Genomic DNA, 25,262 nt, shown 5'->3' with positions numbered 1-25,262 from the left:
GGAAACTGTTTAATTACTTGTTGGGCGTCACAATAGCTCGCACCCATGGCCGGCTTTAAACATCACACCTACTTCCCAAAGGCGCGCGACATTCAGCGCTACCTTTTCCCTTTTGTTTGCTTCGGCTGCCGCAAGTCGTTCCGAAAGCCTCACTCGCCCGGCGTTCGCCTCTGCCCACAGTGCGCAGCGCCAATGACAATGCTAGGCCGCAAGTTTCATGCACCGAAGAAGGCCGAGGTAATGCAATGGAAGAAAGTCCAATTTCTCGTAGCCCATGGTTTTCTCTTTCAATCGATCTACACACCCAGTCCAGCGGGTGGAAAACAAGTCGCGCCCTACCCACGAACGCTCAAGGAGGCAATAACGTTTGTGGCAACTTATCGTGACCAAGCTGTTTCAAGCAGTCCATCTGCTTGGCGCACTCCAAGAACAGCGGCCTTGGGCTACATAAAGTGACGCCCAACCCTGCAGTCGAGCGGACCTGCGCGAAAAGCCGCGCAGGCCGCTCACTTCCACGCTAGGCTAGCGGTAGTTTTCTATAGTGATATTTGACTATTTAGCAAATTTGACGAAAGGAAAGATTGTCCTGTGGTGTTACCTGATTTGGTACATCGTAGTAGTCTTTTTCTACTTTGATCCAGATCCACGATTATGGATTAACTCCATTGGGATTTGCGTTGTAATTGGCATTGCCCTAATACTTAGTGTGTCGGGAAAGCCAGGATCGAAGGCGGATAAATGGCAGATTTTTAGGCTGTTTGCTATGCCATTCTGTGTTTCCAGTTTTTCATCCTTAATAAAGGGACACGGATTTATATTTGTCATTCCACCGAATAGTCGCGAACAATTAGTGGCAACTGGTGCGTGCGCTGCTTTCGTGTTTATAGTCTGTTTGGTAAAACAGCTAAAAAAGCTGGTCGCCTAATCGGGTAAGGGCGAGTTTCTCTCTCACCCTCCCCACACCACCTAGCATACGGGTCCGCTACTCAAGCGGTTGAAACAGGGTAATGAAAACGAACCCACTGATCTTTGATCGATACTAATCGTTAGGCCACATGACACCCGCACCGCTCGGAATATTACGCTGGGTTTTATTCGTCTCGGCCGTTGCGGCTGGTGCGTACCTACTGAACGACGCGATCTTCAGTGCGAGGCTGGCTGGAGACCCAGTCAGCGAACACAAGCTCGGGTGGGAGCGCCGCACCCAGGCTAGTCTGGCGCTGTCGTTCGCTTGCTTCTTCGCTGCTGCCTTCTTGTTTCGTGCGCTCGACCGCCTTCCAAAGTCGGATCGCTTAATCTGGCTGTTCGCCGCATTGGCTGCCCTTCTTGCACTGGCACCATTGGCAGCGCGGGAGATTCTGATCGACCGCTGTCTCGATGGCGCAGGCCGCTGGAACCCCATGTCCATTGAATGCGAGCACTATTCAAAAAACATGTTGTTACCGGAACGTACACCTTAACTTACCGAGCGGAGATATATGGCACACAGCGAGTTAAACGAACAAGCGATAGCGGAGTTGGTACAGCGTTTTTATCGACGCGCCGCTAGCGACGCCGATTTGAAACCGATTTTCGACGCCGTTATCGACGATTGGGACGCTCACCACCGGATCGTGAGCAATTTTTGGTCGCGGGTATTGCTGAAAACTCCGGACTACCAAGGCAGCCCTTACCCCTTGCATGCCAGACTGCCGATCGAAATCGAGCATTTCGACATTTGGTTGGGCTATTTTCGCGAGACCGCCCGCGAAGTGTTGACGGCGGATGCCGCCACGCAAGCCATCGCCCACGCCGAGCATATGGCGGAGAGTTTTAAACTGGGTATGTTTCCTGAGTACCAACCGCTGCGCTAAGGCTTGCCGGGCAAGTTGATGCCGGCAAAATATTTAACCAAATCAATGCGTATCGGCATGAAATAAACGTGCAAGCGATTGCGTTGCGCCGATTCGATCAACCGGTTGGCGAATTCGACGTTCCAGTCGTAATTGGCTTGGAAGCCTTTGGGAAATTTGACTTTGTTTTTGACTTCCCAATAGTTTTTGGATGCCTGGGTGGTGATGGGACTGATGCCGATATAGGTATCCAAGCCTTCCATATGCTCGGCGTAGATGTCGACCATGCGCTGGTCGTAAAACGGCTGCGAGAAAAACCCCCCGGCACCGGCATCCGCTTTGCGGCTGATGTAATCGCATTCGTCTTGCACACCTTGCCGGTGCGGATCGAAACCGGCGTAAATGCGTAACCGGGGAAAGCGTTGCCGGGTGGCGCGAATCAAATCCACCACGCTGGTATTGTAAAAGGCCCGTTTCAGACCTTCCGGCGGATCGCCGCTCACCAATAACACGTCGTCCAATTGGTACTGTTCGATAATCCGATACAGTTCACCGCTTTCTATCCGAAAGTCTATAGCCCGAAAATGCGGAACGAAACGGTATTTGCCGCGGTCGACGCGGGTGGCCAATTCCCAGCTGCGGGTGTCGAAGCGCTGAATATCGGGCACGTTGATGGTATCGATGCCATCGTTCAATTGCTGCACGAACGCGTATTGCTCGGCGAAGGCTTCCAGGCTGCGCGGGACGATTTCGAAGGAGATATTCATAGTTGTGTCGGTTTATGCGGCGTGCGCTATCCGCCGCTGTTAGGGAACCGGAATGCGGCTAATCAATTGTTTGATCACGTCGTCGCTACGCAGACCTTCCGCTTCCGCTTCGTAAGACAGGATGATTCTGTGCCGCAACACGTCATACGCCATGTCTTGTATGTCGCCCGGGTCGACGAAATTGCGCTGGTCCAACCAGGCTTTGGCACGGGCGCAGCGGTCTAAGGCGATGCTGGCTCGAGGGCTGGCACCGTATTCAATCCAATTGGCCAGGTCGTCGCCGTAGGCTTTGGGTTTACGGGTGGCCAACACGATTTGCAACAAGTATTGCTCCAACGGGTCGGCCATATAAATATCCAGCACTTCCCGGCGAGCGGCGAACAGCAGCTGTTGCGTGACTTTGCAAGGCGCAACGGCGGCAAGCGGAGTGTCGTTGCGCGCTTCGGCTCTGGCTAAATGCAAGATGGCTTTTTCGTGCAAGGCTTCGGGATAATCGATTTTAACGTGCAGCAAAAACCGGTCTAGCTGAGCTTCCGGCAGCGGGTAAGTGCCTTCCTGTTCGATCGGATTCTGGGTAGCCATGACCATGAACAAGGGCGGCAAAGGGTAACTGGCTTTGCCGACGGTAATCTGCCGTTCGGCCATGGCCTCCAATAGCGCCGCCTGCACCTTGGCCGGAGCACGGTTGATTTCGTCGGCCAACACTAGGTTATGAAACAAGGGGCCTTTTTGAAATTCGAAATTGCCTTGCTGCGGGCGATAGATTTCGGTACCGGTCAAATCCGCCGGCAACAAATCCGGCGTGAATTGCACCCGATGAAAATCGGCTTCCATGCCGCGGCTCAGTACGTTGATCGCCCGGGTTTTCGCCAAGCCCGGCGCGCCCTCCACCAATAAATGACCGTCCGCCAACAGCGCAATCAACATCCGCTCCACCAGCAGGTCCTGGCCGATAATTTGCGTGTCGATGTGTTGTTTTAACTGCTGCATAGCGGCTTGCGCCGACATCGAATCAGCCATGATGTATGTTTCCTCCTTTGGACGATGGGTTTACGGTATTAAATGTTGACGCTGTTTGTTTTTCCATTCGCGGTGGGTCACCATGATCTCGACGACTTGTTGCGGATCGTCGGTCACGGTGATCAATTTCAAATCGTCCTCGGAAATGGTGCCGTATTCCAATAATTTAGTTCCCAGCCAGGCCATCAAGCCACCCCAAAAATCGCTGCCGAACAACACCAACGGCAAAGGATAGATTTTATGGGTCTGCATCAAAGTCAGAGCTTCGAAAAACTCGTCCAGAGTACCGAAACCGCCGGGCATGCAGACGTAGCCCATGGAATAACGCACGAACATTACTTTACGGACGAAAAAGTATCGAAAATTCAGCGATAGGTTTTGATAGGTATTCGGCTTTTGTTCTCTAGGCAGCTCGATATTGAGGCCTATGGAAAGCTGATCTTGCAGCTGGGCGCCTTGGTTGGCGGCTTCCATAATGCCCGGTCCGCCGCCGCTGATAATGGCAAAGCCGTGCTTACTCAACAACTGCGCCAGTTCCACGGTTTTTTGATAATAGGCGTGCTCAGGTTCCAAGCGCGCCGAACCGAAAATGGATATGGCGTCGCACAGCCCGGACAATTCGTCGAAGCCCTCGGTAAATTCGCTGATGATGCGAAAAATACGCCAGGATTGGTCGCCTTTCAAATCGTCGATGAAACTGGCCGTATCCGACGACAGGCGGTTTTTCACACAAATCATGCTCGCTCCCTTGCGTCCGAATCGGCCAACCGGTAAACCAACCGCCCGCCTTGAATGGTATGGGTGACTCTGCCGCGCATGGTTTTATGCCAATACGGCGTGTTCCGGCCGGCGCTCAGCCAGTTGGCTTCGTCGATCCGCCATTCGATATCCGGGTCGAACACGCAAACGTCGGCCTTGAACCCCGGCGTCAAGGCCCCGGCCTGCAACCTTAAAATGGCAGCGGGTTTTTGCGTCAAACCGGCGATGGCTTTGGTTAAACTCATGCCGGTTTGCCGGGTTAATTGCAAGCTGAGCGGTAGCAAGGTTTCCAGCGAGGCAATCCCCGGTTCCGTTTCCGGAAATGCCCCCAGTTTGGCGTCCAGGTCGTGCGGCTGATGATCGGAAACTACCGCGTCTATCGTGCCTCTGGCCAAGCCTTCGCGCAAATAATGACGGTCTTCCTGAGCCCGGAACGGCGGCAATACGTGGTAACGGCTATCGAAGGGCTGCATGTCGTCTTCGGTTAAATGCAGCTGGTGAATGGCGGTATCGGCGCTCACATTCAATCCGTATTTTTTGGCTTGCTGAATTTTGATCACCGATTGTTTGCAGCTAATCTGGCTGACGTGCAAACGGCAGCCGGTCAATTGAGCCAGCTCCAAACATTGCGCCAGCGCGATGGATTCGGCCGCGTACGGTATGCCCGGCAGACCGTAACGACTGGCGACGGCGCCTTCGTGCGCGCAGCCTTTACCGCTCAAGGACGCCACGTTGGCGCGATACATTAGCAACAAATCGTGGGTCGCCGCGTATTCCATCGCGCGTCGCAAGATCAATAAGTTCGCCAGCGGCGCATGGCCGTTGCTGACCGCAATACAACCGGCCGCTTTTAGCGCGAACATGCTGCTTAATTCGCTGCCGTCCAGCCGTTGAGTCAAAGCGCCTATGCTATACACTTGCGGAAACCCGGCCGCTTCGGCTTTGTCCTTGATATATTCCACTACCGCGGCGGTATCGATGCACGGTTTGGTATCAGGCGGCAAACACAGAGAAGTGACGCCGGCCGCCAAGGCCGCACGCGTCTCGGATTGGATCCTACCTTTCTGGCTATGCCCCGGCTCGCGGAGGCGCACGCTCAAATCGATCAAGCCCGGACAGACGATGCGACCGCCCGCGTCTATCCGCACATCCGCACTAAAGGTATCGACTTTGTCGAGAACCGAGACGATTTTGCCGTCGGCAATATAAACAGGGCCTACCGAATCGATGTCATTGGCCGGATCGATGACGCGGCCGTTGTCGATTACTAACTTGGTCATGCCGCACCTCCATGTGCGGCACCCCGCAGGGTCGCCTGCGGCGATGCAAAATGTCTATCCTGACATTTAGTCATGCCGCACCTCCGTATCCGCCCAAAACCATAGTCATTACCGCCATACGCACGGCTACGCCGTTACTGACCTGTTGCAAAATCACCGAGCGTTCGCCGTCCGCGACCGACGACGCGATTTCCACGCCGCGGTTAATCGGACCTGGATGCATGACGATGACGTCCGGTTTAGCATAGTGCAGTTGCTCTTCGGTCAAACCGTAACAATTAAAAAATTCGCTTTCACTGGGTAAAAAAGCCGAATTCATTCTTTCCTTTTGCAAACGCAACATAATCACCACATCGACATCTTTGAGACCTTCCCGCATATCCTGCAGCGCAATCACGCCCATGTGCTCAACTCGAGCAGGTAACAACGTCTTAGGGGCAATCACCCGAACTTCGGCAACGCCTAAGGTGTTCAAGGCCAAGATTTGCGAACGAGCCACTCGCGAATGCAAGATGTCGCCGACTATCGCCACTTTCAAGCCATCGAATTGCTTTTTATGTTGGCGAATCGTGAACATATCCAACATCGCCTGGGTCGGATGCGCGTGCTGGCCGTCGCCGGCGTTGATCACGCTGATGTGGGGAGCGGTGTGCTCGGCAATGAAGTGCGCGGCCCCGCTCAAGGCGTGCCGTACGACGAACATGTCGACGTGCATGGCTTCCAAATTGCGGATGGTATCCAGCAAACTTTCGCCTTTGGCGGTGGCCGAGGTGGCGATATTGACTGTCAACACGTCCGCCGACAAGCGGGTGGCGGCCAATTCGAAGGTAGTGCGGGTGCGGGTACTATTTTCGAAAAACAAGTTGACGATGGTCTTCCCGCGCAGCAGCGGGACTTTTTTTATCTGATGTTCGGACACTCCGGTAAAGGACTCGGCCGTATCCAAAATCTCGGTCAACAACGCCTTATCCAGACCTTCTATCGTCAAAAAGTGCTTCAGCCTGCCGGATTCGGTCAGTTGGATATGTTTAGGCATATTCAGGCTGCGCAGGCCAGGGTTTGGATTTCGATTCTCAAAGGCTGCGGGCCGGTCAATTTGATGCGCTGACCTTCCGGCAATTCGATGCGAACCCCGCGGCAATCCGGCTGCAACGGAATTTGCCGGCCGTTGCGCTCTATCAATACCGCCAATAACACTTGGTTAGGCCGCCCGTAATCGAAAATTTCGTTCAAGGCCGCACGTATGGTTCGCCCGGTATAAAACACGTCGTCTACCAGAATGATGTTGCGCCCTTCCAATTGCGGCGGCAGCTGGCTGGATTTGACGTTTGGATGCATGCCGATTTGAGAAAAGTCGTCTCTATAAAAGGTAATATCCATTAATCCCAAAGGGCCGGCGAGTTGCAAGCGGCTGTGCAAATGTTGTGCAATCCACGCCCCCCCGCTGTGAATGCCGATCAACAAAGGGTTGTCAAGTTTACGCTCCTTGATACTACGGCGAATATCGCTCTCCAGTGTGTCGAGCAAATTTTCCAGGTCGAGTGAATTAATCGGCATAACGAATTGGGATATGAATGAAGGTTATTCCGGACGAGCCGGCAATTGACGCCGGCCGCCGCTTAAAGCCGCACAGCCCAAGCATTTTAAACAATTGATTTAAAATGGGAAATAAATTACTGCCACAACGACGGGAAATCAACGGCCTAAACCGCTAACGATCAAACCAGCTTTGTAAAATTAACTGGGCAGCCAATTGATCTTGGACTGCCCACAGCTTGCCGGCACGCACTTTAAGATCGTCGAACAGCAATTGTTTGGCGGAAAAAGTCGTCAGCGCCTCGTCGACTTCGAACACCGGCAAATTGTAACGGCCTTGCAATTGCCGACAAAATTTGCGCATGCGAGGGGTAATCACGTTATCGGAACCGTCTTGCTGCAGTGAAATACCCACGACCAAACCTATCGGCCTCCACTCCGCGACCAGTTGCGCAATCTTAGCCCAATCCGGAACTTGATTTGGCGAACGTAAAGTCGTTAGCGGGCTGGCTATTCCGGTACCGGCGTAGCCGACCGCCACCCCGATTTTTTTATTTCCAAAATCAAACCCCAAATAGGCGTCGCCCGCTAAGGCAGCCGCCAAGGGATCGCATGATGCGGGCATGCTCAGCTGTGTCCGGCCGGCGCGGTCAAGCGGTTAATGTCGATGCCCAACTGACCGGCCGCGGCATTCCAGCGTTGACTCACCGGGGTATCGAATAAAATGGCTTCCCCGCAAGGCGTATTCAACCAGGCGTTTTCGACGATTTCCCGCTCCAATTGACCACTGCCCCAGCCTGCATAGCCTAGTGCGATCAAATAATGTTGCGGCCCCTCGCCTTTGGCTATCGCTTCTAATACGTCGCGGGAACTGGTCAAAACAATATTGTCCGCCGTCGAGATACTGGAATCCCAATGCCGTTCGCAAGGTGTGTGAATGACGAACCCGCGCTCCTGTTGCACCGGTCCGCCGGCAAATACCGGTGCGTTTAACACGTGTTCGAGCTCGGAATCGATTTTCATTTGCTGAAATATATCCTTTAATTTCATGCCGGTCGGCCGGTTAATTACGATGCCTAATGCGCCTTCTTGATTGTGTTGGCACAAATAAGTGACCGTGTGAAAAAAATGCGGATCGAACAAGCCCGGCATCGCTATCAAAAACTGATTATTCAAGTAGGTGGCGTCTGTCATAACGATAATTGTTGGCTAGCGGGCAGTCATGCCGGTTTCGTCGGAAAACTTCCATACCCGGGTAATTACTAGGACGTTTACTTCCTTTAATAATTCCGTGGGGATTGCTGCAAAAGGGGCGCTCATTTTCACGATTCGTTTTGCCGCCTCATCCAGGGCCGAGCTCCCGGAGGAGCGCACCACACGCATACTGTAAATACTGCCGTCGGCCCGGATACCAACATCCATCGTCAACGTCTGAGACTTCCCTTTGTTTCTTGCCGCTTCAGGATAATTGAGATTACCCGTCCTCTCAACTTTATCTTCCCAATCTTTTACGTATTGAGCGGCCAAGTACTTATGGGTGCTGATCGAGTTGACAAACTTAATTTTGCTTTCCTCGGAACTTAGTTTCGCATGGCGAATTTGTTCGCCCAGTTGGGCAATTTGTTGTTGTAACGTTTCGACATTGAGCTTAGGCGCCTCTTGAACGGTCTGCTCCGCCGGCTCTGCCGTCAATTCTGTCGGCTGCACCGCTTTGACCGGCGAGTCGACTTGAGTGATTATTTTCTGCGGAGCCGGTTTTTTTACCTCGCTTACCCGCCGATTTTGCTGATCGCTTTTCGGCATCCGCAACACTTCGCTATGCGGCGACGGCAAGCTTTGCGCTAAAGGCTGGGGTTTTTGCGTATCGTTCCCCGCCCCGAGCTGATGCTCGTCCGCTAAAAGCCTGGCCTGCTTAGGCGGTTTTTTTAGCGGCGTATGCGATAACGTCACCTCTATGGATTGGTCGATTTTCGGCGCTTTCGGCGTTTGGAAATTGATCCCGAACAACACGCCGATATGTACAACCGTAGCCACAAACAGCGCCAAAAATAGCGTGTCGCTAGCGCTTGCCGAAACATAAGGCGTCGGAGATATCGGCATAAGGCTTACCGAATTTGATCTTGAATGTAATCCATTAGCTGACCGCTAATATTGATGCCGAATTGCTTATCCAATTCCTGTACGCAAGTCGGACTAGTCACATTCACCTCGGTCAAATAATTACCGATGACATCCAGGCCGACGAATATCAAACCCTTTTCGCGTAGCGTAGGCCCTACTTGCGCCGCTATCCAGCGGTCGCGTTCGGTTAGCGGCCGCCCTTCCCCGCGCCCGCCCGCAGCCAAATTACCGCGGGTCTCGCCGCTGGCGGGAATTCGCGCCAAGCAATAAGGAATGGGCTCACCGTTCACCATAAGAATTCTTTTATCCCCGTCTTTGACGTCCGGCAAATATTTTTGGGCCATGATAAAGCGAGTTGCGTGCGCTGTCATGGTTTCCAGGATGACGGTAAGGTTAGGGTCATCCAAACGCACATGAAAAATCGAAGCCCCGCCCATACCGTCCAAGGGCTTGAGAATGATTTCCCCTTGCTGCTGCAAAAACGCACGAATCTTGTGCGGATCTCTCGCCACTATAGTGTCCGTGCAGCATTGCGGAAACCAGGCGGTATACATTTTTTCGTTAGCGTCGCGCAAAGACTGCGGCTTGTTAACAACCAGCACGCCTTGGCGTTCCGCTTGTTCCAGCATGTAAGTGGCGTAGATATACTCCTGATCAAACGGCGGATCCTTGCGCATCAGAATCACATCCAACTCGGCTAAGGCCAAGTTTTGCTCGGACTGAAATTCAAACCATTGTTCCGGATTGCGCTGCACCGTTAAAACCCGCGTCCTTGCATAGGTTTGGCCGTTGTGCAAGTACATATCGCCCAGCTCGATATAATGCAGCTCCCAGCCGCGCGCCTGCGCTTCCAGCAACATAGCAAAGCTAGTATCCTTTTTGATGTTGATACGATCGATGGGATCCATGACCATACCGAATTTAAGCGCCATACGTCTAACCTTGTTATTGAAAAATACCGCTAGATTCTACCAAATTTAATTTACCGGGCACTGTTTACCCAAAACCTAATTTTTGGTATAAAGTTCGGCTAATTTGAATCTTAAGCTCGCATTGAGGTAGTCATGTCTAGAGTTTGCCAAGTAACAGGTAAGAGCCCGGTCACCGGGAACAACGTTTCGCACGCCATGAACAAGACCAAACGGCGTTTTACCCCCAATCTGCATCATCACAGATTTTGGGTTGAAAGTGAAAACCGCTGGATCCGCCTAAGAGTGTCTTCTAAAGGCATGCGCATTATCGACAAGAAAGGCATAGACGCAGTATTGGCCGACATCCGCAGCCGCGGCGAAAAAATTTAACAGCGCTAAAGGAGACCGAAAATGCGTGACAAAATCAAATTAGTGTCAACTGAAGGCACCGGGCATTTCTACACAACCACAAAAAACAAAAAAACCATGCCCGAAAAAATGGAAATCAAAAAGTACGACCCTGTCGTACGTAGACACGTGATTTACAAAGAAGCGAAAATTAAATAAGTCATAAGCAACTTATTAGGAATCAGCGCAGCCCAGCCGATTTACACCGGCTAGCTGCCACCTTCTTTAAAGCGTCCTAATTCGGCTTTCGCCAATTTCAATTGCCTGCTCAAAGACGTGCATTTCAACTGCAAAGTTGCTTTTTCAGCCTCCAACAACATACAACGCTCGCGCAACTGCTGAACGACCACCTGCAAATCCGGCTCTACCGCTTCGGTAAGCTCGGCTACCGTATTATCTTCCAATGCAAATAGCATTTTGCTCGCCGGCGTTTCGGCCGATTCGGTTAGATTACTGGTTTCCGTACCGTCGTCGATGTTAAACAACGCCTGCTCGGACTTCAATTGCTCTTGCGGCAATTTATCCAGCCCGCCCCTTAAAATCAACGCATTGAATTTATTACGCTGCAACACGAACGCCGCCGACTCGCTGGTACGTCCGTCGCCGCAAACCACCACGATAGGATGATGCCGATTCATCGTTTTGATATACATGCGTAACGAAAAAAACGGCACATTGATACTGCCGGACAAATGACCGCTTTGAAACTCATCCGGCCCTCTAACATCGATCAATTCAGCGCCGTTACGCAAATAGCCCGGCAACTCGTCGACCTCAATATATTTGAGCGTTGGCTGTTTGATTAACGCAATAAATTCGTCCTTGCTTAACCGCAACAGGCAGATATCGGTAATCGCAGTAATCGAAACGTTCCGCGGACTACCCGATATTAAGGCGTCTTCGCCGAAAGTATCCGAATCACCCAGTTGCAACAATTTAATTTCTTTAGCATTCGGATAAGGCCGGCGACTGATCAAAACCTGGCCTTTTTTGATGATGTAATAATAATCGCCGGGATCGCCTTGCCTGATGATGACGTCACCGGCTTTGAAATACACTTCTTCAAGCCCGATCATAATTTTTTGCAAATTCGCGGGCGGCAATGCTCTGAACACCGGCGACCTAAGCAAAGTAGTCATCCAATCGTCGCAATCTTCAAACTCTTCGACCATCATAGTGCTTTCACTTTCTTCATAAGGCATACCTTGAATTGACCTTAACAAGTCAGACTTTAAGCGGAGAAATTGAACGCGCCCCTCGGCCAAGGCATCAATTTTTCGCGGTATTTGGTGGGCAATGGCAAAGCGGGCCGAATCCGTCCCCGATTCGATAGTCTGAATCTTAAATGATTCAGTACACAAGTTTATTGAACCATTGAGCAGATAAATCAAATCACTCTGTTCGTCGCCTCGCCTGAATAACACTTCTCCATGTTGCTTTTGCTCGACAACCAATTGCTTGCATAAGCGGGCGAATTGCGCGGACGGCAAGGTTGCCAACGGAATAAGGCGCCGTATGATTTGTGCTTGCTCCGAATCGATATCGATTGACATGCGAACCAACTAAAACAGGTTTAGATTGCTAACAACAGTTATCATAGTGCATTAGCAGACACAGTTTCTGCTGAAACGTTTTTGCAAATCGCTTGTCCATGCAGCCGAATTAACTTCCAGAACGATTAGTCATGAGTAATTACACCAAGCTTTTTCTAATTTTTATCTTGAGCTTAATTGCCGCGCCGGGAATTGCGGCCTGGCCGACCGAAGTGGACGGGCAATCCTTGCCGTCGCTTGCGCCGATGTTAGAACGCAGTATGCCTGCCGTGGTCAATATTTCCACCTCTACCAATGTCAATACGCAAGAAAATCCGCTGATGAACGATCCGGTGTTTCGGCATTTTTTCGGCATTCCGAATCAACCGCGCCGACAACAACAGCGCAATAGTTTAGGTTCAGGAGTGATTGTCAACAAGGAAGAAGGTTACGTACTGACGAACAATCACGTAATCGATAAAGCCGACAAAATCACCGTTACCTTAAGCGACGGCCGCCAACTGAACGCCAAATTGATCGGCACGGATCCGGAAGCCGATGTGGCGATTATCCAAATCCCAGCCGACAACCTAACCGCGTTAAGCATCGCCGACTCCAATCAACTGAAAGTCGGCGACTTCGTCGTCGCTATCGGCAACCCTTTCGGCCTCGGCCAAACCGTAACCTCGGGGATAGTCAGCGCCTTAGGCCGTTCCGGCTTAGGCATAGAGGGATACGAAGACTTTATTCAAACCGACGCCTCCATCAACCCCGGCAATTCAGGCGGGGCGTTGGTTAACCTACGCGGAGAATTTATCGGCATGAACACCGCGATTTTGGCGCCAAACGGCGGCAATGTCGGCATCGGCTTCGCCATTCCCTCCAACATGGCGATGACCATCATGGAATCTTTGGTGCAACACGGCGAGGTACGGCGCGGCCTACTTGGGGTAACCACTCAGGATTTAACCCCGGAATTGGTTAAAGCCTTTAACCTGCAAAGCCAACACGGCGCGGTAATCAGCCGGGTGGAAACCGGCTCGGCCGCAGAAAAAGCCGGGATAGAACCGGGCGACATTATCGTCGCGGTCAATGGACAAGCGATTAAAAATGGCAGCAGCCAAATTCGAACCGCCATCGGCTTACTGCAAGTGGGCGACACCGCCACCATCGAGGTAATCCGCGGCGGCGAACGCTTGAGTTTTCAAGCCGTCATAGGCAAACCGAAACGCCAGGAACTAGCCGGCGACAAACTGCACCCGCTGCTGAAAGGGGTATCGTTAATTGCTACTCCTAAAGGCCAATTGGAAGGGGTAGAACTGGAAAAAGTCTCACAGTCTTCGCACGCTTGGAAAGCCGGATTACGGCCCGGCGATGTGATCGTTAGCGTTAACCGCTATCGAATTAGAAACATCGACGAGCTAAAACAGGTGGTCGATCCACGTTCCGCATTGTTGATCAACCTGCAGCGCGGCGGAGATGCGTTCTTTGTAGTCTTGCAATAACCTGAAATAAAACGGCTAGGTCAACATAGTCTTTAAGTGAGCTAAGTTGGCCTTGCCCCGCTGTTTGACTTCCTCTTGATCCAATTGCTTACGGTTAGCCCATTCCAAATCTTCTTCCGGTAGCTCACTCAAGAAGCGGCTGGGCTCGGACTCGGTCAATTCGCCGTAACGTTTGCGGTGAGTACAATAGCTAAAGGTCAGCGTGCGCTGCGCCCGGGTAATGCCGACATAGGCCAAACGGCGCTCTTCCTCGATATTCCCGGTTTCCAAACTATTTTGGTGCGGCAACAGATTCTCTTCCATGCCGATCAAAAACACGTGCGGAAATTCCAAACCCTTAGCCGCATGCAAGGTCATCAGACTAACCTGATCCCCGGCTTCGGCTTCCTGATTTCGTTCCAAAATATCCAGTAGCATGACTTTGGCGATGACGTCGGCCAAGCTTTTTTCGCTGCCTTCCTCGTTTCCGGCCATGCGCTTGAGCCAATCCACCAGTTCGAAGACATTGTTCATCCGCCGTTCCGCCACACCGGGAGTCTTGCTGTTTTCCTGAAGCCAGTGCTGATACTGAATGCGCTCCAGCAAGCGGTGAATCCCGGCAAACATATCGTCGCGCCCGACTTGTATCGCCGCTTCGGCAATCATGTCGCAAAATTGCTGCAGGCGCACTGCCGCCTTGTCCGCAATACGCTGCTGCAAGCCGAATTTCTTACAAGCATCGAACAAGCTGATATGCCGCTCGGTTGCATATTCCCCCAGCTTCTCCAACGTAGAGGGACCGATTTCCCGGCGCGGGGTATTAACCACCCGCAAAAACGCCGCATCGTCGCCGGGGTTAGTCAATAAGCGCAGATAAGCTAATACGTCTTTAATCTCGGTTAACGCAAAAAACGAGGTACTGCCGCTTAAAAAATACGGCACGTTATTTTCACGTAATTCGCGTTCCAATAAGCGCGACTGATGATTACCGCGGTACAAAATCGCATAATCGCCATAATTGCCGCCGTGACGGAAGCGGTGATGAATGATCTCCGCAACCACTTGCTTGGCTTCGGTCACGTCGTTTTTATGCGCCAGCACGCGCAACGGATCGCCGTATCCCAGCTCGCTCCACAATTTTTTCTCGAAAGCATGCGGATTGTTGGCAATCAATTGATTGGCGACTTTCAATATTCTGCGGGTCGAACGGTAATTTTGTTCCAACTTGATTACTTGTAAGCGCGGAAAATCTTTCTGCAATTGACGCAAATTTTCCGGTTGAGCGCCGCGCCAGGCGTAAATAGATTGATCGTCGTCTCCGACCACGGTAAATCGCCCCAAATTACCGGTCAGCGCTTTGACCAGCTGATATTGGGTGACATTGGTATCTTGATATTCGTCTACCAACAAATAGCGGATTTTGTTCCGCCACTTTTCCAGCACCTCGGCATGCTGCTGAAATAACATGACCGGCAGCAATATCAGGTCGTCGAAATCCACCGCGTTATACGCCTTGAGGCTGCGTGAATACTGCGCATACAACTCGGCGGCCGCTGCGGTGGCGGCATCGACATGTTGCTTGGCGATCTGCCAGGTCACGAAGGCGTTTTTCCACTGCCCGATTTGCCAATGATAGTGTTCCGCCTGATCGATATCGCAGCCTTGGATGCCATGGTTGATTAAATTTTTCAACAAACTTAAGCGGTCCTGTTCGTCGAACAAACTGATGCCGGCTTTGTAACCCAAGATTTTGTATTCGGCCCGCAGTATGTCCAACCCCAAGGAATGAAAAGTGGACACTCTGAGCCCGCGGCTGTTTTTGTCGTCCAGTAATTTGCTAACCCGGGACTTCATTTCCCTGGCCGCTTTGTTGGTAAAGGTAACGGCGGCGATATGTCTAGCAGGAACCCCTTGGGCTACCAAATAGGCAATCTTTTCGGTAATCACCCGGGTCTTGCCGCTTCCCGCTCCCGCCAGCACCAGTAACGGCCTATCGATGGTCCTCACGGCTGCAAGTTGCTGCGGGTTTAATTTGGACGTCATAAAATGGGTTACGGAAATTTCGGCTGTATAGCCACAGTTTTAAGCTCCACCTTGACTGCGGACCAGCATAAAAGAAAACGCCGCATACAAACTGTATGCGGCGATTATGTGGTCAGGCTAGCAAGGCACTTGGCATCGCGAGTGATGTCGACGCCGGCTATTAGGGTTATTTTCCGATCATGCCTAGCAGTTTTTCGCGATTGAAATACAGGGTATAGCCGATTAAACCCAGCAAGATACCTTGCAGCAATTGACCTATGAACGAAGGCTTGTCCGCCTTAGGTGCGGCTTGCACATCGGCAGCCGTGTTACTCGCCACCGGCGCCGCCGGCACGAAAGGTTTTTGCGCCGTAGTGCGAATTTCCGGCAAGCCTAAACTCTTCCAGGCGTCATAATCCTGCCAGCTTGCATACTTGCCCTCCCAATATTCCTTGGTGAAATACGGCAACAAGCTCGCGCCGTGCACCTCGGGAATGCCTTTTGCATCCAGAAAATTTTTATACACCAACAAGCTGATATCACCACCTTCACCAATCCCATCGGTGGTAAAGGATTTTTCCACGTGGTCGTGAAACATCCAAACACCCTGACCGAAACTATTCAAGCCATCGTCGGTACCGTTAATTTCCAAGTCGATACGCTGCGCGGGTACCATCGCATGTACGTCGCGTTTGATATAGGAAGACGGACCGTTATCAACCCCGTCGTAATGAGTCACCATCGGTTTATGACCGTGAACGTGCATGGCAAACGCTTCTTCGTGCCCGTTCAGGACTCTCACCTTGGCTTTTTTGTTTTCTTCCAAAACGATCAGCGACTCCCTTAAAGTGTACGGGAAGGAGCGGCCGTTGAGCATGAAATAATCCGGCGCGGAATCGGTGATGTCGTATTCCAAATTCAACCGTTTGCCAAGCAACCTGGGGTCGTTGGCGGAGCGCGCCATCAAATGCAATTCCTTGTCGGCCGATTGATAGTGCAAGTCGTATTCGTAGGCGTATTTCTCTGACACGGCTACCGACGGATGCCGTACTTGACCGGCGCCCACGTTAAAAACCTGCACCCAGTTGTTGGGCCGATTTTCTTCAACGACGAAAATCCCTTGCAAGCCCATAGGAATATGGGTGTGGGGCTGAACGTGGCAGTGATAATACATGGTGCCGGCTTGGCGGGGCTTTATCACGTAAGTCTTGCTGCTACCCGGCATCACATCCATTTGTCCGGTTTGCCCTACACCGTCATTGCCTTCTCCGCCCATATCCATGTAGGGATGGTCGACTCCGTGCAAATGAATGGAATGCGGAAAATAATGGCTGTTTTCCAGCACCAGCCAAACGATATCGCCTTGCTCAACGCGAATGACGGGCGACGGTACCCGCAACAGCGGGTTTGCAATCGGTTCATACAAGCTTAAGGTCGACATATCCCGCGTTTTCGGCGCATAAACCCAAAAAGTGGGTCTAATCCCGGGAGCGATGTCGAACGTAGTGGTAGGCTCGCGCGAATCCGGCGTATGCCCGTTCAATTCGGCGATTTCTAATTTAATGATGTAGTGATCGGGGTCGCCGTCGCCGTCCATGTCATTGCCGACCGTAATCGCGTCGGCAGCCAACTGGGTCTGCATCAACGTGGCCATGGAGATATTGTTGGTTCCTTTTACGAATGCGGCAATATCGGCAGGATTGTCCGGATTACACATTCTGGACTCCTGAATCTCAACACCGTCTATGACTTGCGCATCCCGCCATTTCGGGTCTACAAAATCGGAACACACTTCTTCTGCGACACCCATTTTGACATTGCTGGATTCGGGCAATTTGTTGACTACTGCGGTAGCCACGGACGCCATCGGTAACAATATGGCCCCGCACAGAATGGGAAGTACTTTTTTATGCATAAAAGCCTCATAAAAAGTTGACGACAAGCTTATCGAATGCCCGGTAAACAAGGCAACCAGTAATAAAATTTTCATACTGTAACCAGAACCCGTAGGCAAAGTACAGTAATTATTTGCTTACCTTCCTTGGAGGATTAAACCGACAACGATTAAAATGTCGAGTTGTCATTATAATCGGATGACCGGGGCAAAGCCCGCTATTGTGTGTAACGGATCATCGTTTCACCCAAACGGGCGGCGGATATGTAAATCAACATCGTCTTGCAATGCTCAATGACAAACCGCTCAGCCGGAAGCCATGCACAGGCATTGGACTCAACATTATCAACCGACAGCGAATCCTATATGATCACGAACAGCTAAATCCTTGCCTCTCGGTAAAGTTAAGCCTCATCCATTTCAAACTCATACCTCTCTCGTGTCCCTGTTATCAATGCCCAAAGTACGCTTATTGCTTTGTATCATTTTGCTTTGTTTAGTTCACGCTATCTTGGCTTGGCAAATCAACCGCCCGGTAGACGCCGGAATCGACGTGCCATCAGGCAAATTAGCCAGCCTGTCGTTTGCACCGTTTCCGGAAGGCTACAACCCGTTGGAAAAAACTTTTCCCTCCTACCAGTTAATCGACGAAGACATGCAGCTGCTAGCCGACAAAACTCGCAGCATCCGAACCTATACCAGCATGGGCGGCGCCATAGCCGCGGTTCCCGAGATTGCGCAAAAATACGGCGTAGAGGTTATACAAGGCGGCTGGCTAGGCTCTACTTATGCGGATAATCAAAAGGAAATCGCCGCCTTGATTAAGGCCGCCAATAGTTACCCAAATACCGTCAAACGGGTTATTGTCGGTAACGAAGTATTGCTGCGCGGCGACTTAGAAATTGACCGGTTAATCGAGTACATCAGAGAAGTCAAACGTGCGGTCAAACAGCCCGTGTCCTATGCCGACGTCTGGTCGATGTACGTCAAACATCCGCAATTAATTAAAGAAGTCGACTTTATTACCATACACATTTTACCGTATTGGGAAGACGAACCGATTGCCGTAGAACGAGCCCCGGAACATCTGGAAGCAATCGTTAATCAAGTAGAAGAAGAAGCACGACAAATAGCACCCGGTAAAAAGATTTTGATCGGCGAATCGGGCTGGCCCAGCGCCGGGCGCCAACGCGGCCTCGCCGCACCCAGCGTGGTGAATTCGGCAAAATACATCCGCAGTATGATTGAAGTGGTGAATAAACACGGCTTCGATTACAACATCGTCGAAGCCTTCAATCAACCGTGGAAAAGCGATTTAGAAGGCGTAGTCGGCGCCAATTGGGGGCTGCTGTCCGCCGATCGAAAACCCGTATTTCCGCTTACGGGCCCGGTCAGCGAAAATCCGAGCTGGGCCTTCCATTTTGTCGTTGCCACCCTAATCTTTTTAACGCTATCCGTTTACTTTGCTACCGGTTTAACCGGCGTAAATCTACCTAAATTAGCGGCATTCTCCACGCTAGCCTTGCTTTTCAGCATTTGCATTACCACAGTAGCACGCTTGGAATGGTATACCAGTTACGACTGCCTGCAGCGCTTATATACCGCGACGGTCGTGATTGGCAACGGCTGGCTCGGCCTGTTGTTACTACGCCGCTACCTCGATATTTTTGCCAACGCGGAGCCCAACCCCGGATTAGCCGGCCAACTACGCGTTCTCTATTATCTATTTATCGCCCTGGCATTATTTAAGACCTGCGCTTTGGCGTTCAACGGCCGGTATTTAAGTTTTCCGACGGAACAATTCTACCTGCCCTGCTTAGGTCTTTTAGGCTTGATCGGCTGCCTGTCCTTGCAGTTGCAAAAGCTTTCAACAACTCATCTCGGCTTCGATCAGCTTATCGGCGACTACGCTTCGGCAAAACGCTACCGCGTACTGGCATATTCGCTAACTTTCGCCGCAACCGCCTTAATTGTCGGCGAAACCAGCGCTTTCTTCGGAGCCAGAGACTTAATCCAGGCCCACCCGGCATTCTCCGGCCGGTTGGCCGCGGCGTTGAATTACACCCTGACTAACGGACAACTGATTACTTGGCTACTTTGTTTGCTCGTTCTTTCGATACCTTTTTGGCTTAAAACCAAATTGAAATAAATTTCGAGGGCATTAACGCAAAACCGTGAACCATTCCCCGAAAATCAGGCGTACGCGTCAATTTGTCACATTCTCAAACCGCTGCGGAAAACTTAAACTGCATGCAACTCTTGTATGCGCTCCCTCTCCTAAGGGTAAAGAGTTTTAATATCCTTCCTCAATGCGGCTTTTAGCCGCATCTTTTTTTGGATGAGGTCGCTTATGGAACGAAACTATTCGCTAACGGCAGCTTCAGCCTTCGTAAAAACAGACGAGCTCCGCTCGCGCACGGCATTTCACGAAGCAGGCCACGCCGCCGCAATACATATCAGAAATCGGCAAAAGCAACTCCCCCCGGTTTTTTTTGAAATCCAAGTCAAACACTCATCAGCCAATAACAGCAAATTCTACGCCAAAGTTGTTGATGGCAACTTAACCCAGAACCTACCGATTGCAGTTATCGAAAGCTTCTCCTTTCTGACTGCCGACGAGCAACACAGTTGCCAACGAGCATACGAAGCCGATATCGTCAATTTACTTTCCGGCCCGTTAGCGGAAGCTAAACACGTATTAATTAGCGACGGCGAACCGTTCAATATTAATTTAATCGACATCAACGCACTGCGTTTTTACGGGGGACACTCGGATTTGGAGCGCGCCCAATATTACCTGGAAAGCTTTATTACATCTAAACTATTACGCGAGCAGAAACTTTCGGAACTATTGATCCAAGCTTATGAGTTTGTTGACGACTTCCGCTATTGGAACTGCATACAGAACTTAGCGCAATTTATTTTGGACAGCCGGCAAGAGGTCATCACTTGTGACGAAGCAATTAACGTGTTTGAACAAACGTTGACGGCTCCACCGAATATTCATTGGCCACGTAACGTCAGTCATGCCGGCCGCTAAGCGCTGAGATTCGCTATCGGCGGGCGTTTTCCAATTTTCCATTCGAAACGCGCCACGCCGAATCGTTTTATACCAAAACCCGCTCAATCCCACCTTCGCCAGCTTGCTTAATGTAGTTGCGCATCCAATCCTTGCCCAAAATCTGCTTGGCTATTTCCACCACGATATAATCCACCTCGATCTGCTCGACATCCCCTTGGTAACGCTGCAGACCCTGCATACACGACGGGCACGAGGTCAAAACCTTTATCTGCCCGAGAGTATCGTCGACCCGTAATTGACTGCAATCCTTGTGCAACTCTTGCGCCTTACGGTAACGAACTTGGGTAGAAATATCCGGGCGCGCCACGGCCAAAGTGCCGGATTCACCGCAACATCTGTCGCTTTTTGCGACCGGCGCATCCAATAGCCCTCTGACCGTAGCCATGGGATCTTGCTGCTTCATCGGGCTATGGCAAGGATCGTGATACAAATAGCGCGCGCCGTTAATTCCGTCCAACTTCACGCCTTTTTCCAATAAATATTCGTGTATGTCGATTAAACGGCAGCCCGGAAAGATTTTGTCGAATTCGTAATCGACCAATTGGTCCAAGCAGGTTCCGCAGCTGACCACGACCGTCTTAATATCCAGATAATTCAACGTATTGGCGACACGGTGAAACAATACCCGATTCTCGGTGGTAATCGTTTGTGCCTGATCGCTTTGTCCGGCCGCCCGTTGCGGATATCCGCAACACAGATACCCAGGCGGCAATACGGTTTGCACGCCGATGTGATACAGCATGGCTTGCGTGGCCAAACCGACTTGCGAAAACAAGCGCTCCGAACCGCAACCCGGAAAATAAAACACCGCTTCCGAATCGGTTTGAGTTTTTTGCCGATCACGAATAATGGGTACGATTTCCTGACTTTCGATGCCCAATAAGGCTCTGGCGGTTTTTGTGGGCAATTTCCCCGGCATTTTTCTATTCGTGAAATGCAGCACGTATTCGCGCAATTCCGGCCTACCCGTAGACGACGGCGGATGCGCCAACTGCGCTTTTCCCCATGGCCGCAGAAATAGGCTACCCATGCGCTGAGCCTTATACGCCCATTCGATCAGCAATTTGCGCATGAGCTTGACACTACCGGGCCTGCTGGCAGTGAGGAAGGCAATCGCGGCCGTTTTGACCGGGTTAAAACTTTGCTTACCCATCTTGCGCAGCAGGTTGCGCATGTTCATCGATACTTCGCCGAAATCGATGTCGACCGGACAGGGATTGAAGCACTTGTGGCAAACGGTGCAATGATCGGCGACGTCTTCGAACTCCTTCCAGTGGGTAATGGAAATGCCGCGCCGGGTCTGTTCTTCGTACAAAAACGCTTCGACCAATAGCGACGTCGCCAGAATTTTATTGCGCGGAGAATAAAGCAGGTTTGCTTGCGGTACGTGCGTAGAGCAAACCGGCTTGCATTTGCCGCAACGCAAACAGTCTTTGACCGATTCGGAAATCGCGCCGATATCGCTTTGCTGCATGATTAACGACTCAAAGCCCATCAGGCTGAACGAGGTCGTATAGGCGTTACCCAAATCCGCTCCGGGCATCAACTTGCCGCGATTGAAACGGCCTTCCGGATCGACTTGCTGTTTGTACGCATGAAAATCCGCTAATTCTTCCGGGCGCAGAAATTCGTATTTGGTGATGCCAATGCCATGCTCTCCGGAAATCACCCCCCCCAGCGAACGCGCCAGTTCCATGATGCGTGCCACGGCGGCATTAGCTTCCTGCAACATCTCGTAATGATCGGAATTCACCGGCAAATTGGTATGCACATTACCGTCGCCGGCGTGCATGTGCAGGGCAACGAACACCCGTCCGCGCAATACCTCTTTGTGAATGGCCTGAATGCGCTCCAAAATCGGCCGAAAATTATCGCCGGCGAAAATTTCGCTCAATAAAGGCAGCAATTCATTCTTCCATGAAACCCGTAGCGAATAATCCTGCAAGCGGTGAAACAAGGTCGGCGCCGCCGCCCGGTTGGTCAACTCGCCGCACACTATCCGATATTCGGGAAATGTCGCTTCCGCCTGGTCTAACGACACATCTAAATGCTCGTAGATCCATTGCCACCGGCAACGCACAGTCTCTACCGCCTCCAGGGCTTGTTGGCGGCGCTCGGAAAGCACTGCGTTTTTGTTATGGTCTTCCTCGTACACTCGTAGCGGCAAATCGCCGGCCAACCATTGCGCCAACACCTGGCACAGCCGCAATTTATTACGCAACGACAATTCGATATTGATACGTTCGATGCCGTCGCAGTAGTCACCCATGCGCGGCAAGGGTATCACTACGTCTTCATTGATCTTGAACGCATTGGTGTGCTTGGCGATGGCCGCGGTGCGCGCCCTATCCAGCCAAAACCGTTTGCGACTTTCGGCGCTGACTGCAATAAACCCCTCCGCGCCGCGGTCGTTGCACATACGCACCACTTCGGAGGCGGCTAACGCGACTTGGTTTTCGTCGTCGCCGACGATATCGCCGATCAACACCATCTTGGGCCGGGCTTGCCGCCGGGCTTTGCTGGCATAACCCACGGCTTTCACGTACCGCTCGTCCAAATGCTCCAAGCCGGCTAGCATCACCCGCGTATTCCCGGTTTTCGGCAAAGCCGCCAGATAATCGCGAATTTCCACGATAGCCGGCACCGCTTCCCGCACTTGGCCGTAAAACTCCAGACAAAAAGTGCGGGTATGCGGCGGCATTTTGTGCAATATCCAGCGGGCGGAGGTAATGATCCCGTCGCAGCCTTCCTTTTGCACACCGGGCAAACCGCCCAGAAATTTATCGGTCACATCCTTGCCCAGCTCGCCTTTGCGAAACTGCGCCCCGCTCATGACCAAACGTTCTTCGCTCAGCAACTTTTGAGTTTTGGCGTCCAAGGACTTCAAATTAAAAGCGACTTCATCCTGGTCGTGTATCTTGCCCAAGTTATGATTCAGACGTTCCACTTCCAACCAATTGCCGTCCGGCATGACCATGCGCCAGGACAATAAGTTATCCAAGGCCGTCCCCCACAACACCGCTTTTTTGCCGCCGGCGTTCATCGCGATATTTCCGCCTATGCAAGACGCGTCGGCGGAGGTCGGATCGCAAGCAAACACCAAGCCCGCATGTTCGGCCGCATCCATGACCCGGCGGGTAACCACCCCGGCCTCGGTGAAAACCGTGGCATAGGGCTGAGCGACCCCCGGCAGCTGGGTTTCCAAGTCGATAGCGCCTATCCGTACCAACTTCTCGGTGTTGATTACGGCGGAATAGGGCGTCAAAGGCACGGCACCTCCGGTATACCCGGTACCGCCGCCGCGCGGAATCATGGTCAAGCCGAGCTTAATGCAACCGCGCACCAACTGGCCGATTTCGGCCTCGCTATCCGGATACAACACCAGAAACGGATATTCCACCCGCCAATCCGTCGCGTCGGTAACGTGTGCCACCCGCGCAAAACCGTCGAAGCGGATATTGTCTTTACGCGTATATTTAGTCAGCTGAGACATGGCTTTGCGCCGCAAATCCCGAGTCCTGTCGAAATGCGCTTCGAAGCTATCCACCGCTTGATGTGCAGCTTCTATCAACACGCCGACCCGGCGGGCACGATCCGGGAACTCGGCTTCGTGCTCGTGATGGCGCACTTCCATTTGTTTAAGCCGATGCCGCAACGCATCGAGCAAAGCGCGCCGACGCTTGCCGTTATCGAGCAGATCGTCTTCCAGATAAGGATTACGTTGCACCGCCCAGATATCGCCTAACACCTCGAACAGCATGCGCGCCGAGCGCCCGGTAATGCGCTCGTTACGCAACGACTCCAAAACGCGCGCATTTTCCGCCCCCAACAAACGGACGACGATTTCCCGGTCGGAGAATGAAGTGTAGTTGTAAGGAATTTCGCGCAGCCTCGCGGGCTGCGCATCGACAAACGTCTGAGAAATTTGGGAATCCACGAAAATTCTGACCAATCGCCTGATTGAAATGCTGGCATTGTATCACCGGCGTTCGCGCGCAAGACCATAATCAATCGGGCCAATCGTGGCACACGCAAGGGAAAAACACTATTTCTCCTTTGGAAATTCAACACCTTATAGACACATTCCAATAACCAAGCGCTTTACTAAGAAATTAAACAAGACTAGAATAGTCCTAATTGTTGAGAGCCCTATGTTCAAATTAAGCAAACTGACGGACTATGCCACTGTAATACTGAGCGTATTGGCCAAAGACAAAGCCCGGCTCCACGGCGCTTTGGAAATTGCCGAGACCACGGGTATCGCTCTGCCTACCGTCAGCAAGATATTGAAAATTTTGACCAAAGCCGGCGTGTTGGCCTCCGTGCGTGGCGCCAAAGGCGGCTACTTATTGGCTAAAGATCCCGATAGAATTACAGTGGCTACCATCATTAGCGCGCTGGAAGGCCCGATAGGCCTGACCGAATGCTCGGTTTCGCACAAAGGCTGCGAACAAGCCGCAGGCTGCCGCATCCAGGGCAACTGGCACTTGGTCAATCAAAAAATCGCCTTGGCACTGGAGTCGGTTACCCTGGCCGACATGATCCAGCCCTTTAAACAACCCAGCGAAGTCAGCATTCCTGTCAGCCGCTTATACCGTTAACGAATAGAGAAAG

22 protein-coding genes are annotated in these 25,262 nt (G+C 51.8%); 8 read left to right on the top strand and 14 right to left on the bottom strand.

The window, feature by feature from the left end:
• Positions 1-1,055 precede the first annotated feature (1,055 nt).
• Together F1E05_RS03180 and F1E05_RS03175 are read left to right on the top strand one after the other, a co-directional pair.
• Positions 1,056-1,460, top strand: a complete 405-nt coding sequence (locus tag F1E05_RS03180; RefSeq protein ID WP_150046667.1) for a hypothetical protein — start codon at positions 1,056-1,058, stop codon at positions 1,458-1,460.
• An 18-nt stretch (positions 1,461-1,478) separates the two neighbouring features.
• The gene (locus tag F1E05_RS03175; protein WP_150046665.1) at positions 1,479-1,853 is read left to right on the top strand and encodes a group III truncated hemoglobin; all 375 of its coding nucleotides are present in this window, start codon (positions 1,479-1,481) and stop codon (positions 1,851-1,853) included.
• Here the strand turns inward: F1E05_RS03175 and F1E05_RS03170 are convergent.
• From F1E05_RS03170 to gshB, 10 genes are all read right to left on the bottom strand, one after another.
• Positions 1,850-2,599 (bottom strand): methylenetetrahydrofolate reductase, encoded by a 750-nt coding sequence (locus tag F1E05_RS03170; RefSeq protein ID WP_150046663.1) that lies wholly within the window; start codon positions 2,597-2,599, stop codon positions 1,850-1,852. The two genes, F1E05_RS03175 and F1E05_RS03170, sit on opposite strands and share 4 nt — an antisense overlap.
• Before the next feature lie 39 nt (positions 2,600-2,638).
• The gene (locus F1E05_RS03165; protein WP_150046661.1) at positions 2,639-3,619 is read right to left on the bottom strand and encodes an AAA family ATPase; all 981 of its coding nucleotides are present in this window, start codon (positions 3,617-3,619) and stop codon (positions 2,639-2,641) included.
• 30 nt (positions 3,620-3,649) lie between these two features.
• The gene (locus tag F1E05_RS03160) at positions 3,650-4,357 is read right to left on the bottom strand and encodes an LOG family protein (RefSeq protein WP_150046659.1); all 708 of its coding nucleotides are present in this window, start codon (positions 4,355-4,357) and stop codon (positions 3,650-3,652) included.
• Positions 4,354-5,658, bottom strand: a complete 1,305-nt coding sequence (locus tag F1E05_RS03155) for a dihydroorotase (protein ID WP_150046658.1) — start codon at positions 5,656-5,658, stop codon at positions 4,354-4,356. The genes F1E05_RS03160 and F1E05_RS03155 overlap by 4 nt, the downstream gene beginning before the upstream one ends.
• A gap of 70 nt (positions 5,659-5,728) precedes the next feature.
• The gene (locus F1E05_RS03150) at positions 5,729-6,694 is read right to left on the bottom strand and encodes an aspartate carbamoyltransferase catalytic subunit (RefSeq protein WP_150046656.1); all 966 of its coding nucleotides are present in this window, start codon (positions 6,692-6,694) and stop codon (positions 5,729-5,731) included.
• A gap of 2 nt (positions 6,695-6,696) precedes the next feature.
• Positions 6,697-7,215: a bifunctional pyr operon transcriptional regulator/uracil phosphoribosyltransferase PyrR gene (gene pyrR, locus F1E05_RS03145; protein WP_150046654.1), complete on the bottom strand. Its 519-nt coding sequence runs from the start codon at positions 7,213-7,215 to the stop codon at positions 6,697-6,699.
• A 154-nt stretch (positions 7,216-7,369) separates the two neighbouring features.
• Positions 7,370-7,819 carry a Holliday junction resolvase RuvX gene (gene ruvX / locus F1E05_RS03140; protein ID WP_150046652.1) on the bottom strand — a complete coding sequence of 150 codons (450 nt, stop codon included), beginning with the start codon at positions 7,817-7,819 and terminating at the stop codon, positions 7,370-7,372.
• Positions 7,820-7,821: 2 nt separating this feature from the next.
• Entirely contained in the window at positions 7,822-8,388 is a 567-nt protein-coding gene (locus F1E05_RS03135) for a YqgE/AlgH family protein (RefSeq protein ID WP_150046650.1), read from the bottom strand.
• A gap of 15 nt (positions 8,389-8,403) precedes the next feature.
• Positions 8,404-8,997 carry an energy transducer TonB gene (locus F1E05_RS03130; protein ID WP_332095526.1) on the bottom strand — a complete coding sequence of 198 codons (594 nt, stop codon included), beginning with the start codon at positions 8,995-8,997 and terminating at the stop codon, positions 8,404-8,406.
• Positions 8,998-9,299: 302 nt separating this feature from the next.
• A complete protein-coding gene (gene gshB / locus F1E05_RS03125) occupies positions 9,300-10,247 on the bottom strand; it encodes a glutathione synthase (RefSeq protein ID WP_150046646.1) in 948 nt (315 codons plus the stop codon).
• Between the two features lie 132 nt (positions 10,248-10,379).
• On the opposite strand from gshB, the gene rpmB reads away from it, so the two are divergent.
• Both rpmB and rpmG read left to right on the top strand, forming a co-directional pair.
• Complete coding sequence (gene rpmB / locus F1E05_RS03120) at positions 10,380-10,616, top strand: 50S ribosomal protein L28 (RefSeq protein WP_150046644.1); 237 nt, start codon at positions 10,380-10,382, stop codon at positions 10,614-10,616.
• Positions 10,617-10,637: 21 nt separating this feature from the next.
• A complete protein-coding gene (rpmG, locus tag F1E05_RS03115; RefSeq protein ID WP_150046642.1) occupies positions 10,638-10,793 on the top strand; it encodes a 50S ribosomal protein L33 in 156 nt (51 codons plus the stop codon).
• 50 nt (positions 10,794-10,843) lie between these two features.
• Here the strand turns inward: rpmG and F1E05_RS03110 are convergent, their stop codons facing one another.
• Entirely contained in the window at positions 10,844-11,836 is a 993-nt protein-coding gene (locus F1E05_RS03110) for a cyclic nucleotide-binding domain-containing protein (RefSeq protein WP_232056759.1), read from the bottom strand.
• Positions 11,837-12,318: 482 nt separating this feature from the next.
• Here F1E05_RS03110 and F1E05_RS03105 point away from each other — a divergent pair, with 482 nt between their 5' ends.
• Positions 12,319-13,671 carry a DegQ family serine endoprotease gene (locus tag F1E05_RS03105; RefSeq protein WP_150046638.1) on the top strand — a complete coding sequence of 451 codons (1,353 nt, stop codon included), beginning with the start codon at positions 12,319-12,321 and terminating at the stop codon, positions 13,669-13,671.
• Between the two features lie 15 nt (positions 13,672-13,686).
• On the opposite strand, the gene rep is transcribed toward F1E05_RS03105, so the two are convergent.
• Together rep and F1E05_RS03095 are read right to left on the bottom strand one after the other, a co-directional pair.
• Complete coding sequence (gene rep / locus F1E05_RS03100) at positions 13,687-15,693, bottom strand: DNA helicase Rep (RefSeq protein ID WP_150046636.1); 2,007 nt, start codon at positions 15,691-15,693, stop codon at positions 13,687-13,689.
• Between the two features lie 166 nt (positions 15,694-15,859).
• Positions 15,860-17,587: a multicopper oxidase domain-containing protein gene (locus tag F1E05_RS03095; protein WP_150051758.1), complete on the bottom strand. Its 1,728-nt coding sequence runs from the start codon at positions 17,585-17,587 to the stop codon at positions 15,860-15,862.
• Positions 17,588-18,020: 433 nt separating this feature from the next.
• Between F1E05_RS03095 and F1E05_RS03090 the strand changes: the two genes are divergently transcribed.
• Positions 18,021-19,715, top strand: coding sequence for a glycoside hydrolase family 17 protein (locus F1E05_RS03090; RefSeq protein WP_150046634.1), 1,695 nt, complete (start codon positions 18,021-18,023; stop codon positions 19,713-19,715).
• A 201-nt stretch (positions 19,716-19,916) separates the two neighbouring features.
• On the top strand, positions 19,917-20,606 hold the full coding sequence (locus tag F1E05_RS03085) for a hypothetical protein (RefSeq protein WP_150046632.1): 690 nt from the start codon (positions 19,917-19,919) through the stop codon (positions 20,604-20,606).
• Between the two features lie 67 nt (positions 20,607-20,673).
• Here the strand turns inward: F1E05_RS03085 and F1E05_RS03080 are convergent, their stop codons facing one another.
• A complete protein-coding gene (locus F1E05_RS03080; protein ID WP_150046630.1) occupies positions 20,674-24,585 on the bottom strand; it encodes a DUF3683 domain-containing protein in 3,912 nt (1,303 codons plus the stop codon).
• Between the two features lie 214 nt (positions 24,586-24,799).
• On the opposite strand from F1E05_RS03080, the gene F1E05_RS03075 reads away from it, so the two are divergent.
• Entirely contained in the window at positions 24,800-25,249 is a 450-nt protein-coding gene (locus F1E05_RS03075) for an SUF system Fe-S cluster assembly regulator (protein WP_150046628.1), read from the top strand.
• Positions 25,250-25,262: the final 13 nt, after the last annotated feature.

The sequence above is a fragment of the Methylomonas rhizoryzae genome, assembly GCF_008632455.1.
GTDB classification, from domain to species: Bacteria; Pseudomonadota; Gammaproteobacteria; order Methylococcales; family Methylomonadaceae; genus Methylomonas; species Methylomonas rhizoryzae.
Note: the sequence above shows the minus strand (reverse complement) of the source record. Positions and strands in the feature narration are given on the sequence as shown.

Bases quoted from the DNA above. Each gene is read 5' to 3' on its own strand.
- F1E05_RS03180 (WP_150046667.1), top strand. From the start codon at position 1,056: ATGACACCCGCACCGCTCGGAATATTACGCTGGGTTTTATTCGTCTCG.
- F1E05_RS03175 (WP_150046665.1), top strand. From the start codon at position 1,479: ATGGCACACAGCGAGTTAAACGAACAAGCGATAGCGGAGTTGGTACAG.
- F1E05_RS03170 (WP_150046663.1), bottom strand. From the start codon at position 2,599: ATGAATATCTCCTTCGAAATCGTCCCGCGCAGCCTGGAAGCCTTCGCC.
- F1E05_RS03165 (WP_150046661.1), bottom strand. From the start codon at position 3,619: ATGGCTGATTCGATGTCGGCGCAAGCCGCTATGCAGCAGTTAAAACAA.
- F1E05_RS03160 (WP_150046659.1), bottom strand. From the start codon at position 4,357: ATGATTTGTGTGAAAAACCGCCTGTCGTCGGATACGGCCAGTTTCATC.
- F1E05_RS03155 (WP_150046658.1), bottom strand. From the start codon at position 5,658: ATGACCAAGTTAGTAATCGACAACGGCCGCGTCATCGATCCGGCCAAT.
- F1E05_RS03150 (WP_150046656.1), bottom strand. From the start codon at position 6,694: ATGCCTAAACATATCCAACTGACCGAATCCGGCAGGCTGAAGCACTTT.
- pyrR (WP_150046654.1), bottom strand. From the start codon at position 7,215: ATGCCGATTAATTCACTCGACCTGGAAAATTTGCTCGACACACTGGAG.
- ruvX (WP_150046652.1), bottom strand. From the start codon at position 7,819: ATGCCCGCATCATGCGATCCCTTGGCGGCTGCCTTAGCGGGCGACGCC.
- F1E05_RS03135 (WP_150046650.1), bottom strand. From the start codon at position 8,388: ATGACAGACGCCACCTACTTGAATAATCAGTTTTTGATAGCGATGCCG.
- F1E05_RS03130 (WP_332095526.1), bottom strand. From the start codon at position 8,997: ATGCCGAAAAGCGATCAGCAAAATCGGCGGGTAAGCGAGGTAAAAAAA.
- gshB (WP_150046646.1), bottom strand. From the start codon at position 10,247: ATGGCGCTTAAATTCGGTATGGTCATGGATCCCATCGATCGTATCAAC.
- rpmB (WP_150046644.1), top strand. From the start codon at position 10,380: ATGTCTAGAGTTTGCCAAGTAACAGGTAAGAGCCCGGTCACCGGGAAC.
- rpmG (WP_150046642.1), top strand. From the start codon at position 10,638: ATGCGTGACAAAATCAAATTAGTGTCAACTGAAGGCACCGGGCATTTC.
- F1E05_RS03110 (WP_232056759.1), bottom strand. From the start codon at position 11,836: ATGCCTTATGAAGAAAGTGAAAGCACTATGATGGTCGAAGAGTTTGAA.
- F1E05_RS03105 (WP_150046638.1), top strand. From the start codon at position 12,319: ATGAGTAATTACACCAAGCTTTTTCTAATTTTTATCTTGAGCTTAATT.
- rep (WP_150046636.1), bottom strand. From the start codon at position 15,693: ATGACGTCCAAATTAAACCCGCAGCAACTTGCAGCCGTGAGGACCATC.
- F1E05_RS03095 (WP_150051758.1), bottom strand. From the start codon at position 17,587: ATGCATAAAAAAGTACTTCCCATTCTGTGCGGGGCCATATTGTTACCG.
- F1E05_RS03090 (WP_150046634.1), top strand. From the start codon at position 18,021: ATGCCCAAAGTACGCTTATTGCTTTGTATCATTTTGCTTTGTTTAGTT.
- F1E05_RS03085 (WP_150046632.1), top strand. From the start codon at position 19,917: ATGGAACGAAACTATTCGCTAACGGCAGCTTCAGCCTTCGTAAAAACA.
- F1E05_RS03075 (WP_150046628.1), top strand. From the start codon at position 24,800: ATGTTCAAATTAAGCAAACTGACGGACTATGCCACTGTAATACTGAGC.